This window comes from Actinotalea solisilvae (assembly GCF_016464425.1).
In the GTDB taxonomy this organism is placed as follows: Bacteria; Actinomycetota; Actinomycetes; order Actinomycetales; family Cellulomonadaceae; genus Actinotalea; species Actinotalea solisilvae.
Genome location: NZ_JADDKQ010000023.1, coordinates 1 through 12,735, shown reverse-complemented (window position 1 = coordinate 12,735; position 12,735 = coordinate 1). Strand labels below are relative to the sequence as shown.

Here is a 12,735-nt window from a genome sequence, read left to right as displayed (position 1 = left end):
CCGGAGCACCTCATGCGACTCCCCCGCACCCCCCGCCTCCTGCCGCTCGCCGCAGCCCTCGCCCTCGTCGGCGGCTGCAGCACGGCGGCCACGCCCGCGGCGTCGTCCACGACGTCGACCACCGCCACCACGTCGACCTCCGTGGAGGCGGCGACGACCGAGAACCTCGTCGACCACGACGACGCGGAGGACCACGTCTGGGACACCGCGAGCGAGGAGGCCGTGACCCTCGACGGGACGTCCGCGACGAGCACGTCCGACGCCGTGAGCGTCACGGACGGCGTCGTCACCGTGACCGCCGCCGGCACCTACCGCCTGAGCGGGACGTTCGAGGGCCAGGTGGTCGTCGCGACGGCAGACGACGGCATCGTGCGCCTCGTGCTCGACGGCGTCGACATCACGAGCCCCACGGGCAGCGCGCTCGTCGTCACCGACGCCGAGGAGGTCGTCGTCGAGCTCGCCGAGGGCACGGAGAACATCCTCACGGACGCGACCCAGTACCTCGTCACCGGCGAGGACGCGCCGAACGCCGCGCTCTTCAGCGCCGCCGACCTCACCATCGCCGGCACGGGCTCGCTCACCGTCCAGGGCCGCAGCGCCGACGGCATCGCGAGCAAGGACGGGCTCGTCGTCGCCGGCGGAGCGGTCACGGTCGAGGCCGTCGACGACGCGCTGCGCGGCAAGGACTACGTCGTGGTCGACGACGGCGTGCTCACGCTCACCGCCGGGGGCGACGGCCTCCGGTCAGACGACGAGGAGGACGCGGCCGCGGGCTACGTCGCCGTGAACGGCGGCGAGGTGACCGTCGTGGCGGACGGCGACGGCGTCGACGCGTTCACGGACGCGCTCGTCACGGGCGGCACGCTCGCCGTCACGGCGGGCGGCGGCAGCACCGGGACCGTCACGCAGGACGTGTCGACCAAGGGCCTCAAGGGTGGCGTGAGCGTCGTCGTCAGCGGCGGCTCGCTCGACCTCGACTCGTCCGACGACGCGCTGCACTCGAACGGCGCGCTGACCGTCTCGGGTGGCCGGCTCACGCTCGCGAGCGCCGACGACGGCGCCCACGCCGACGGCGCGCTCACCGTGGCGGGCGGCACCGTCGTGGTCACGACGTCCTACGAAGGGCTCGAGGGCGGCACGGTGACGATCACCGACGGCTCCGTCGACGTCACCGCGACCGACGACGGCATCAACGTCGCCGGCGGCGCCGACGGCTCGGGACTCTCGGGTCCGGGCGGCTCGGGCGACGCGGGCATGGGTGCCGGCGCGCCCGCCGGCCCGCCGCAGGGCACGGGCACGCGCCCGGGCGGCGGCCGCGGCGGCGGCGTCGGCGCGGCGCCCGGCGTGGCAGGCGGCACGGCCAGCGGCACGTCGGGCGGGTCCGCTGCGGGCACCGCGGCCGAGGACCTCACGCTCGTCGAGACGGGGACGGGCGGCGGCACCCCGGGCGGCACGACGTCGGGCGAGGTGGGCCTGCGCATCGGCGGCGGCACCGTCGTGGTGAGCAGCGGCGGCGACGGCCTCGACGCCAACGCCGCGGCGGAGATGAGCGGCGGCACCGTGGTCGTCCACGGCCCGACGGACGACGGCAACGGCGCGCTCGACGTCGACGGCACGTTCGCCGTGACGGGCGGCACGCTCGTCGCCGCCGGCAGCGCGGGCATGCTCGTCACGCCGGTGTCGTCCGGCCAGGGCACCGCGGTCGTCGCGTTCTCCGGCGCCGCCGAGGCGGGCACCGTGGTCCAGCTCGTGGCCGACGACGGCACCGTCGTCGCGTCGTTCGAGACGGCCAAGGCGACCGCGTCCGTCGTCGTCTCGTCCGCCGCGCTCGAGGCGGGCGCCACCTACGAGGTCGTCGTGGGCGGCGCGACGGACGGCCCCACCGGCGGCTACTCCGCGGGCGGCACGGCCGGGACGACGGTGCTCGGCACGGTCACGGCCGCCTGACCCGACGAGACGGCCTGCGCCCTCCCGCGAGGCCGGGACGACGACGCCGGCGCGACCCGTGGTCGCGCCGGCGCCGTCGTGCGCAGTCCTCGAGGGCGCTCAGCGGTGCCCGAGGCTGCTCAGAGGTTCCCGTAGGCCTGCAGCCCCACGATGGCGCCGATCACGACACCCAGGACCGTGCACACGATCGAGACGACGAGCGCCGCACGCGCCGGCTTCTCGTGCCGCCGCTGCGCGACGACGGCGCACACGATCGCGCCGCCCCCGAAGAGGATCGGCACGAAGAGCAGGGCGATCGCCGAGAGCACGAACGCCACGATCGAGAGGGCGGGCGCTCCCGCCGGCGCCTGCGGCTGCCCGTACTGCGGCCCGTAGGCCTGTCCGTACTGCGGTCCGTAGGCCTGCCCGTACGCGGGGCCGTACGGCTGGCCGTTGGCAGCGGCGTCCTGGCCGAACGGCGGCGCGACCGGCGGCTGGCCGTAGGGCTGAGCCTGGCCGTAGGGCTGGGCCTGGCCGTAGGGCTGGGCCTGGCCGTACGGCTGCCCCTGGTCGTAGGGCTGCGACTGCCCGTACGGCTGCGCCTGGCCGTACGGCTGCCCGTGGTCGTAGGGCTGCGACTGCCCGTACGGCTGCGCCTGCCCGTACGGCGGCGCGACGGGCGGGAGGTCGGAGGGCTGCCCCTGGCCGCCGGGCCCGCCGTACGGCGGCACCGGTGCACCACCGCCCTGCGGCGCGTCGGAGGGCGGGACGGGCGGCTGGCCGGACGACGACATGGTTCTCCTCGGGAGGGCGACGGACGCGAGGACCCTACGGGAGCGGCGACCGGGCCGCTCCCACGCCGTCCGCCGTGGACGCACGCGGAGCGGTCACAGGTTCTCCGCCAGCGCCATCCCGACGACGACGGCGACCAGCACGACCACGACGACGCCGAGCAGGGCGGCGACGACGGCGGCACGCGACGGGCCGCCGCCCCCCGGCGCGGGGTCCCCGGGAGCGTCGTGCGGCGTCACGAGGGGAGCCCGCCCCCGGCGACCCGCGCCGCTTCCTCGATGCGGGCCCGGTGCACGGCCCACTCGTCCCCGGACCGCCCGGTGACGTTGGGGTCGCCGGGACGCTGCCCCGTGGCGCCGTCGACGAGCTCGCGCAGGATGTCGGCGTGACCCGCGTGGCGCGCCGTCTCGACGCAGAGGTGCACGAGGACCTGCTGGAGCGTGACGGCCCTCCGCTCGGCGGGCCACCACGGCACCTCGCCGCGAGCGTCGAGGTCCAGCGCCGCGACCGTCGCGTCCGCCTGCTCGGCCGAGAACCGGTGCAGCTCGAGCACGTCCTCGCGGGACTCCTCCGCCGTGACCCACAGGTCGGCGTCGGGCTCGGCGTCCTCGGCGTCCCAGGGCAGCTCGCGCCCGGACGGGCGCCCGAACACGTCGGTGAGGTAGCCGAGCTGCACGCTCGCGACGTGCTTGACGAGGCCGCGCAGGTTCGTGCCCGTCGGGGTGAGCGGCCGCCGCGCGTCGTACTCGCTCAGGCCGTCGACCTTGCTCGCGAGGCCGTCCCGCTGGCTCCGCAGGTAGCGGAGCAGCACGGCCTTCCCGTCCTCGGGCGTCGTGCGCGACAGGTCCGTGGTCTCGTCCATCCGACGCACGCTAGCCACCCGCACCGACACGTCACCAGAGCAGCCTCGTCCACCCACCGACGGTGCCCGCAGACGGCGACACCCCCACCCGTGAGGGTGAGGGTGTCGTCGGCGCGCACCGGGCAGGACCCGGCCGAGCGGTCAGCGTGCGCTGCCCACGGCGGCCTCGTCGGGCTCGGACGCGACCCCGGCGGTCGACGTCGTGCCCGCGTCGTGCTCAGCGACGTGGTGCGGGTGCCGGCGCTCGAGCGCGGCCCCCTCGACGTCGACGTCGGGCAGCAGGCGGTCGAGCCAGCGCGGCAGCCACCACGCGGCGTCCCCCGCGAGGTGCAGGAACCCGGGCACGACGAGCATCCGGACGACGAACGCGTCGAGCAGGACGCCGAGCGCGAGCCCGAAGCCGATGGGACGGATCATCGCGCTGTGCGAGAACACGAACCCGCCGAACACCGAGACCATGATGATCGCGGCGGCCGTGACGACCGAGCGCGCGGCGTGCACGCCCTGCACGACGGCGACCCGCGCCGGCACCCCGTGGACGTACGCCTCCCGCATGCCCGAGCCGAGGAAGAGCATGTAGTCCATCGCGAGCCCGAAGAGGATCCCGACGAGCAGCGTCGGCAGGAAGCTCAGCACGGGTCCGGGGTTGTCCACGCCGAACAGCGGGCCGAGCCAGCCCCACTGGTAGATCGCGACGACGCCGCCCATGGCCGCGAAGAAGGAGAGCACGAACCCGGCGGTCGCGATGAGCGGCACGAGCACCGACCGGAACACCAGGACGAGGATGACCAGCGACAGGCCGACGACGACGCCCAGGTAGACCGGCAGCGCGTCCGCGAGCCGCGCGGACACGTCGATGTTGCCGCTCGCGTGACCGGCGACGCCGATCTCCGTGCCGTCCTCGAGCGGCGAGAGCCCGCGCAGCGTCGTGACGAGCTCCTCGGTCGACTCGGTCGTCGGCCCCTGCGCGGGGACGACCTGGAACGCGGTGACCGTCCGGTCCTCGGAGCTGCCGAACGGGACCACCGCGACGACGTCGTCCTGGGCGAAGAGCTCCTCGGCCACCTCGACCTGCGCACGCAGCAGACCCTCCTCCGTCGGCGCCTCGGGCAGCTCGGCGACGACGAGCAGCGGGCCGTTCCGGCCCGGCCCGAACTTCTCCGACACCGTCGTGTAGGCGCGGTACTGGGTCGAGTCCTGCGCGTCGGAGGAGCCGTCGGGCAGGCCGAGCCGCAGCTGCGTCGCCGGCAGCGCCACGACGACCAGGCCGATGATGCCGAGCAGCACCCGCGCCGCGGCAGCGGCGGTGGACATCGGCCGCGTGGGCACGACCGGCGCAGGCGCGGCGGACGTCGCCTCGTGGTGCGCGGCGAGCGCGGCGCGCTCGCGCCGGGACAGGATGCGCATCCCCACCGTCCCGAGCAGCGCGGGCGTCAGGGTCACGGCGATGAGCACGGCGATCGCGACGCACATCGCACCGACCGAGCCCATGAGGCCGAGGAAGGGGATGCCCGTGACGTTGAGCGCGAGCAGCGCGATGAGGACCGTCGCGCCCGCGAACACGACCGCGTTGCCCGACGTGCCGTTCGCGAGCCCGATCGACTCGTCGACGTCGTAGCCCTGCATGAGCTGGCGCCGGTGGCGGTTGACGATGAAGAGCGCGTAGTCGATGCCGACCGCGAGGCCGAGCATGATGCCGAGCACCGGGGTCATGGACGCCATCTCCACGACGCCGGAGAGCGACATCGCGCCGAGCGCGCCGATCCCCACGCCGACGAGCGCGGTGAGGATGGGCAGGCCCGCGCCGACGAGCGTGCCGAGCATGACCACGAGCACGACGGCGGCGGCCACGAGCCCGAAGGCCTCGGCGACGCCGAAGACCTCGGGGACGCCCGTGGTGATGTCGGACGAGAGGTCCACCCGGACCCCCTCGACGGGCTCGTCGAACGCCGCGATGACGGCGTCGCGCGTCTCCTGCGTGACGTCGAACGAGACCTCCTCGAAGACGACCGTCGCGACCGCCGTGCTGCCGTCCTCGGAGACCGTGCGGACCTCGGACGCCATGGCGAGCAGGCGGGACGCGAGGTCGAGCTGCTCCGCACCGGCCTCCAGCTCGAGCGCCCCCTGGTCGAGCGCGGCCTGCTGCGCGTCGAGCTCGGGCCCGACGACGGCGATCGCGCCCGCGGCCTCGGCCTGGGCCCGCGCGGCGTCGAGCTGCGCCTGCCCCTGGGCGAGCTCGAGCCGCCCCTGCTCGAGCTGGGCGAGGCCGCCGTCGACCTCGAGCCGGCGCTGCTCGCGCTCGGCCGCGGTCGCGAACGGGTCGACCGTCGCCTCGACGCCGTCGGCCTCGGCGGCCGCGGCGACGAGCTCGCCGATCGCGGCCTGCTGCTCGGCGGTGAACGGTGAGCCGTCCTCGGTGCTCAGCACGACGGTGCCGACCGCGCCCGCCGCACCCGGGAGCTCGTCCCGCAGCTGGTCGGTGACCTCCGCGGTCGGCGTGCCCGGGATTGAGAAGCTGTTCGCGAGCGTCCCGCCGAAGGCCGCGAACGCGGCGCCGGCGAGCGCGAGCACCACGAGCCACGCGGCGATGACGACGCGCGCGCGGCGCGCCGCGGTCCGGCCGAGCCGGTAGAGGAGTTCAGCCATGGTTCCGTTCCTGTGGGTGGAGGCGGTCAGCGGTGGGCGTCGGCGGCCGCGTACCCGGCCCGGACGGTGGAGACGAGGCGCTCGACGAGCTCCGACCAGACCTCGCGCGAGGCGGCGTCGTCGGCCCCGCCGGTCGCGGCGTACCAGTGCCCGTGGAGCACCATGAGGCCGGTCATGAGGGAGTTGACGAGCAGCTCGACAGCCAGCGGGTCGGCCTCGGGGTGCCGCTCCGCCATCGCGTGCGCGAAGCGCGCGCTGACGTCGTGCACGCTGCGGAGCATGAGGGCCGCGCGCCACGGCGTGGGGTCCTGCGCGACGCCGAGCGTGCGCGTGAGGTACGCCATGGGCGTCACGAGGTCCGTGGTGCGCAGCGCGTAGGCGACCTCGTCGAACATCGAGGACGCCGACCCGCCGTCCGCCGACGCCTCGGACGCCCGCGCGACGAAGCCGTCGACGACGCCGCCCAGGATCCCGGCGCAGACCTCCGTGACGATGTCGTCGACGGACGCGAAGTGGTTGAACACGGTGCGCCGCGAGACGTCGGCCCGTGCCGCGAGGTCGTCCACGGTGAACCCGATGCTGCCGACCTCGGTCATGAGCGCCGCGGCGGCCTCGACGATCGCCTGGCGGTGCCGTTTCTTGAGGGCGGCCCGACGGTCGGCGAGCGGGCGGGTCGGGATCACGTTCTTACACTAAGTGCAACGGTGCACCCGGTGCATCCACGGAGCCGCTTTCACCCGCCCGCCGCCGTGTGATCCCCGACACGGTGGGAGGACGGCGGCAGCCGACGCGAGGCGCGCAGGAGGGCCCCCTTGACCGCGCGCGCCCGGGGCGAGGACCGTGCTCCCAGGGCCACCCCGAGCGTGGCCCAGGCCGAGAACGCGGCACCGTCGCCGCCGTCGTCGGCCGCGACGCAGCGACCCGACCGGTCTCCGGACGGGCTGCCTCACCGCGGGCGCACACCCGTCAGGCCCTGTGCCCGACGCCCCCCGTGCCCCCGGTCACCGCTCGGGCGGCCGCCCGGCCCTCGTGACCGGGCGGTGCGGCCTCCCGACGCCACCGACGCCGCACCCACGGCCGAGGTCACCTCGCCGCACGGGGCCCGCGCCGCCCCACCCAGCACCTACCCCGCACCACGCACACCGCAGGAGGCACCCCATGCGCACCCGGACGACCGCGCTCACCGCCACCGCCGCGCTCCTCGTCACCGGAGCATGCGTCACGGCCGCCGTCGCGACCCCTGGCTCCGGCACCACGACCACCGCGAACACCGCGAGCGGCCGGCTCGACGACAGCGACGGACACCGCACCCTCAAGGTCGCCCAGGACGGCGTGACGCTCATGACCCGCGAGCCCACGACCGTGACCACCTTCGACCTCACGTACCCGCCCGGCAGCTTCTCCGGCTGGCACTCGCACCCGGGGATCGTCATCGCCGTCGTCGTCTCGGGCAAGGTCGTGCGGCAGACCCCGTGCGCACCGCCGGAGACGTTCGGCGTCGACGCCGGCGGCACGCTCGTCGGCTCGTTCACCGAGGTCGGCCCGCACCACGTGAGCAACCCCTTCGACGAGCCCGCCGTCCTGTCGATCACGCGCATCTACCCCACGGCCGACGCGGCGACGCCGCGCATCGACGAGCCCGCGCCGGTCTGCTGACCGCGCCCGACGCCTCCCGCGCCGGACCGGCGGTCGGAGGATCACGGACGACGACGCCGCGGCCGGTTCACCGGGCGCGGCGCCGGACCATCACGAGCGCACCCGCGCCGGCCCGAGGCGGGTCACGAGCAGCAGCCGCCCGAGCCGCACGAGCCGGCGTCGTCGGTTGCGGTCACGTCGGCGAGCGCGAGCAGCGCGACGGCACCGCCGCCCGCGACGCCGGTGGCGAAGCCCCGGGCGGCGACGCCGTCGGGACGGGCGCGGTGCGCCGCGGCGGGGACCTCGAGGCCCTCGACGCCCGTCGGACCGCCGCAGCAGCCGCCGGCACCGGTGTCCCGGCCCGCCGCGTCGACCGAGCAGACCCCGGTCTCCGGGAGCACGAGCTGGACCTCGTCGGCGGCGGCGCGGTCCCCCGCGAGAGCGGCGACCACGGAGCGGACCTGCTCGTTGCCCGTCGTGATGAGGAACGTGGGGGCGCGGCCGTAGGACTTCATCCCGACCACGTAGAACCCCTCCTCCGGGTGCGCGAGGTCCCGGTGCCCGTGCGGCGGGACCGTCCCGCACGAGTGGAAGGCGGGGTCGATCAGCGGGCCGAGCGCTCGCGGCGCCTCGAGCCCGGGGTCGAGCTCCAGGCGCACCTCGGAGAGCATCGAGAGGTCGGGGCGGAAGCCGGTCGCTGCGGCGACGTGGTGCAGGCCGTCGAGCCGGACCTCGCCGTCGGCCGTCTCGCCGACGACGGCGACCACCTCTCCGGCCGGCTCGAGGGCCGTGATCGCGAAGCCGGTGACGAGGCGCACGATCCCGGAGTCGACCAGCGCGCGGAGGTCCGAGCCGAGCTTGCCGCGCGCGGCGAGCGCGTCGGCCTCTGCGCCGCCGTACACCGACGCCGGCGACGCACCGCGGATGGCCCACAGGATCTCCGTGCCCGGCACCTCGGCGGCCAGGCGGGCCAGGTTCAGCAGCGTGTTCGCGGCGGAGTGACCGGCGCCGACCACGAGGGTGCGCCGCCCGGCGAACCGCCCGCGGTCGCACCCGAGGACGTCCGGGAGGGGACCGACGAGGAACCGCCCCGCCTGCTCCTCGCCGATCGCGGGCAGGCCCGCACCGCCCAGCGGGTTGGGGCGGGACCACGTGCCCGAGGCGTCGATGACCGCACGGGCCCGCAGCTCGGTCACCGCACCGTCGTCGCGCCGGGTCCGCACCAGGAACGGCCGCTCCGAGCGGCCGACGCTGCGCATCTTGTCCATCCCGGCACGGGACACGGCGACCACGCGCTCCCCGAGCCGGACGTGCGCGCCGACGAGCGCACCGAGCGGCCGCAGGTAGTGCTCGACCAGCTCGGCGCCGGTCGGGGGGACAGGCGTGGTCGGCCGGGCCCAGCCGGTGGGGGCGAGCAGCGCCTCGGCCGTGGCGTCGACGATGTACCGCCACGGGGTGAAGGTGCGGATGTGCCCCCACTGGGAGACCGCGGCGCCGACGTCGTCGCCGGCCTCCAGGACGACGAAGGGCAGACCGCGGTCGGTCAGGTGCGCCGCGGCGGCCAGGCCGATCGGCCCGGCGCCGATGACGACGACCGGCAGGTCCTGGTCGGCAGCGGTGGTGCTCATCGTGGCGCTCCTCCTGGCGGTTCCCCGCCGTCGGCGTACTATCGACATTCGTCGATGCGTGCGCCAGACTGCACGCATACATCGACAGATGTCAATACGTTGGAGGAACGATGACCGAGGCCACCGCGATCGTGCGTGAGCTGCCCCTGCTCGCCCAGCCGGCGGTCGAGGCGTGCTGCGCACCGCTGCAGGCCGCGGCCCTGACGGAGGCGGAGGCCGCCGAGCTCGCTCGTCGGTTCGCGGCGCTCTCCGACCCGGTCCGGCTGCGGCTGCTCAACCTGCTGGCCACGCACCCGGACGGCGCCGTCTGCGCGTGCGACCTCGTCGAGCCGGTCGGCAAGAGCCAGCCGACGGTCAGCCACCACCTGAGGATCCTGCGCGAGGCGGGCCTGGTGATCAGCGAGAAGCGCGGCACCAACGTCTGGTACGCGGCCGTGCCGGCCGCACTCGCGTCGCTGCGAGACGCGCTGGCGCCGCGCCCCTGAGGTCCGCCGGCGCGGGCCCCTCGCCCGGCGCGCGACCTCCGCCGGAGCGGGCCACGCGTGCGCACCGTGGTCGGCGGTACGGCCTCGCGGCGGTGCTCGTCCGCGGGCACGGCGACGGGCGGTCCCGTAGCGTCGGTCTGGACACGGTTGCGCGACGAGGGCTGCGACGCCGGCACCCCCGTGGCGGCTCGCGGTCGGCCAGGTCTGTCCCGGCGTCCGGCCCGGCCCGCAGGTCCGAGGCGCTCGGACCACCGCTCCCGGCGACGCCAGCGAGGAGTGAGATGCCCAACCGCCTGGCCTCCAGCACCAGCCCCTACCTGCGGCAGCACGCGGACAACCCCGTCGACTGGTACGAGTGGGGCGACGAGGCCTTCGCCGAGGCGCGCCGTCGCGACGTGCCCCTGCTCCTCTCCGTCGGCTACGCCGCCTGCCACTGGTGCCACGTCATGGCGCACGAGTCGTTCGAGGACGCGTCGGTCGCGGCGTTCATGAACGAGCGTTTCGTCTGCATCAAGGTGGACCGCGAGGAGCGCCCGGACGTCGACGCCGTCTACATGGAGGCGACCCAGGCGATGACCGGCCAGGGCGGCTGGCCGATGACGGTCTTCGCCACCCCCGACGGCGACCCGTTCTTCTGCGGCACGTACTTCCCGCCACGGCCCGTCGGCGGCATGCCGTCGTTCGGCCAGGTCCTCGCGAGCATGGCCGCGGCCTGGACGACGCGCCGCGAGGACGTCGGCTCGAGTGCCGCCTCCATCCGGGCGGCCCTCGCCGACCGGGCCGCCGACCTCGCGCCCCCGGCGGCCGCTCCCGTCCGTTCGGAGACGACCGAGGCAGCGCTCGCCGCCCTGGCGACGACCTACGACGTCCACCGCGGAGGGTTCGGCGGCGCCCCGAAGTTCCCCCCGTCGATGGTGGTCGAGTGGCTCCTGCGGCACCACGCGCGCACCGGCTCGCACGGCGCCCTCGCCATGGCAGAGTCCACGCTGGAGGCGATGGCGCGCGGTGGCCTCTACGACCAGCTCGGGGGCGGCTTCGCGCGGTACTCGGTCGACGCGGACTGGGTCGTGCCGCACTTCGAGAAGATGCTCTACGACAACGCGCTGCTGCTCCGCGTCTACGCCCACGCCTGGCGGCTGACCGGGTCGGCGCTCGCCCGCCGTGTGGTCACCGAGACGGCCGACTGGCTGCTCCGCGAGCTCCGCACGCCCGAGGGCGGGTTCGCCTCCGCGCTCGACGCCGACTCCCTCGGTCCCGACGGCCGGACGCACGAGGGCGCCTTCTACGCCTGGACGCCGGAGTCGCTCACCACCGCCCTGGGACCCGACGACGGAGGCTGGGCGGCGCACACCTTCTCCGTCACCGTCGAGGGCACCTTCGAGGCCGGCGCCTCGGTCCTCCAGCTGCGCACGGACCCCGACGACGACGCCCGGCTCGCCGACGTCCGGCACCGCCTCCTGGCGACCCGGGAGACGAGGCCCCGCCCGGCTCGCGACGACAAGGTCGTCACCGGGTGGAACGGCCTCGCGGTCGCCGCACTCGCGGAGGCCGGCGAGCTCCTGGACCGCCCCGACTGGGTGGCCGCCGCCGCCGACGCGGTCCACCACCTCCGTTCCCACCTGAGGGCCGAGGACGGCGTCGTACGCCTCGCCCGTGCGTCGCGCGACGGCCGGGTCGGGACCGCGGCGGGCGTCCTCGAGGACTACGCGCACGTGGCGGAGGGACTGCTCGCCCTGTACTCCGCCACCGGCGACCCCGTCCACGTCGACGACGCCGGCCGCCTGCTCGACGCGATCCTCGACCGCTTCCTCGAGGAGGGACGCCTCTACGACACCGCCGCCGACGAGACGGATGCGGTGCTCGCACGCATCCGCCGACCGCGCGAGCTGGCCGACGGCCCGACGCCCGCCGGTCAGACCGCGGCGGCGGGCGCACTCCTGACCTACGCGGCGTTGACGGGCTCGGTCCGGCACCGCGAGGCGGCGGAAGCCGCCCTCGCCGAACCGCTCGCCGTGGCTCCGCGTGTCCCGCGCGCGACCGGGTGGGCCCTCGCCGTCGCCGAGGCCGTCCTCGACGGCCCCCGCGAGGTCGCGGTGATCGGCACGCCGGGCGCGGACCGGGACGCGCTCGTCCGAGCCGCGCGCCGGTCGCCCGCTCCGGGCGCGGTCGTCGCGGTCGGTACGGAGGGCTCACGCGTTCCCCTGCTCGCCGACCGCCCCGCCGTCTCCGGTCGCGCGACCGCGTACGTGTGCCGAGGATTCGTGTGCGACCAGCCGACGACGGACGCCATCGAGCTCGCCGGCCAGCTCGCACGCTGACCCGAGTGCGCCAGACACAACGGGACGCCACGAGCGAGGACACCGCCCTCACGGAGGTGCTGCAGAGCTCCGGGAAGTCCGTGCAGAGCTCCGGGATATCGATACGGAGCTACGGAAGATCCGTGCAGAGCTCCCGGAGATCGATGCAGAGCTCAGGGAAGACCGCGGCTGGTGGTGTGAAGGGTTGGTCGCACGAGGCGCGACCAACCCTTCACGCCTGCGTGGGTGCAGCTCTCCGACAGACGTGCTGAAGGGCGCTCGTCGACGTCGACAGAGCGACGAGAGTGCATGCAGAGCCCCGGAACGCATGCGTGACCGTGCCTGGAATGCACGAAGGCCGCCCCCGTTTCCGGGGGCGGCCTTGTGAAGGAATGTTCGGCGGCGACCTACTCTCCCACACAGTCTCCCGTGCAGTACCATCGGCGCAGAGGGGCTTAGCTTCC

10 protein-coding genes and 1 rRNA gene are annotated in these 12,735 nt (G+C 75.4%); 4 read left to right on the top strand and 7 right to left on the bottom strand.

Annotation, left to right across the window (positions count from 1 at the left end; all coding sequences use genetic code 11):
- The first annotated feature begins 12 nt into the window (after window positions 1-12).
- The gene (locus JIG38_RS17035; RefSeq protein WP_199424925.1) at window positions 13-1,947 is read left to right on the top strand and encodes a carbohydrate-binding domain-containing protein; all 1,935 of its coding nucleotides are present in this window, start codon (window positions 13-15) and stop codon (window positions 1,945-1,947) included.
- Between the two features lie 119 nt (window positions 1,948-2,066).
- On the opposite strand, the gene JIG38_RS17030 is transcribed toward JIG38_RS17035, so the two are convergent.
- From JIG38_RS17030 to JIG38_RS17010, 5 genes are all read right to left on the bottom strand, one after another.
- On the bottom strand, window positions 2,067-2,720 hold the full coding sequence (locus JIG38_RS17030; RefSeq protein WP_199424924.1) for a DUF308 domain-containing protein: 654 nt from the start codon (window positions 2,718-2,720) through the stop codon (window positions 2,067-2,069).
- Window positions 2,721-2,813: 93 nt separating this feature from the next.
- Entirely contained in the window at window positions 2,814-2,957 is a 144-nt protein-coding gene (locus JIG38_RS17025; protein WP_199424923.1) for a hypothetical protein, read from the bottom strand.
- Window positions 2,954-3,580 (bottom strand): DinB family protein, encoded by a 627-nt coding sequence (locus tag JIG38_RS17020; protein WP_199424922.1) that lies wholly within the window; start codon window positions 3,578-3,580, stop codon window positions 2,954-2,956. Before JIG38_RS17020 ends, JIG38_RS17025 begins: the two co-directional genes overlap by 4 nt.
- Window positions 3,581-3,721: 141 nt before the next feature.
- The gene (locus JIG38_RS17015) at window positions 3,722-6,226 is read right to left on the bottom strand and encodes an MMPL family transporter (protein WP_199424921.1); all 2,505 of its coding nucleotides are present in this window, start codon (window positions 6,224-6,226) and stop codon (window positions 3,722-3,724) included.
- A 26-nt stretch (window positions 6,227-6,252) separates the two neighbouring features.
- Entirely contained in the window at window positions 6,253-6,909 is a 657-nt protein-coding gene (locus tag JIG38_RS17010) for a TetR/AcrR family transcriptional regulator (protein WP_307844993.1), read from the bottom strand.
- A gap of 475 nt (window positions 6,910-7,384) precedes the next feature.
- Between JIG38_RS17010 and JIG38_RS17005 the strand changes: the two genes are divergently transcribed.
- Window positions 7,385-7,882, top strand: a complete 498-nt coding sequence (locus JIG38_RS17005) for a cupin domain-containing protein (RefSeq protein WP_199424920.1) — start codon at window positions 7,385-7,387, stop codon at window positions 7,880-7,882.
- A gap of 122 nt (window positions 7,883-8,004) precedes the next feature.
- Here JIG38_RS17005 and JIG38_RS17000 read toward each other — a convergent pair whose 3' ends face one another.
- Window positions 8,005-9,489 carry an NAD(P)-binding domain-containing protein gene (locus JIG38_RS17000; RefSeq protein WP_199424919.1) on the bottom strand — a complete coding sequence of 495 codons (1,485 nt, stop codon included), beginning with the start codon at window positions 9,487-9,489 and terminating at the stop codon, window positions 8,005-8,007.
- Between the two features lie 110 nt (window positions 9,490-9,599).
- Between JIG38_RS17000 and JIG38_RS16995 the strand changes: the two genes are divergently transcribed.
- Window positions 9,600-9,974, top strand: coding sequence for an ArsR/SmtB family transcription factor (locus JIG38_RS16995; RefSeq protein ID WP_199424918.1), 375 nt, complete (start codon window positions 9,600-9,602; stop codon window positions 9,972-9,974).
- Between the two features lie 281 nt (window positions 9,975-10,255).
- On the top strand, window positions 10,256-12,292 hold the full coding sequence (locus JIG38_RS16990) for a thioredoxin domain-containing protein (protein ID WP_199424917.1): 2,037 nt from the start codon (window positions 10,256-10,258) through the stop codon (window positions 12,290-12,292).
- 373 nt (window positions 12,293-12,665) lie between these two features.
- Here JIG38_RS16990 and rrf read toward each other — a convergent pair.
- Window positions 12,666-12,735 (bottom strand): 5S ribosomal RNA (gene rrf, locus JIG38_RS21270); the annotation flags it as partial.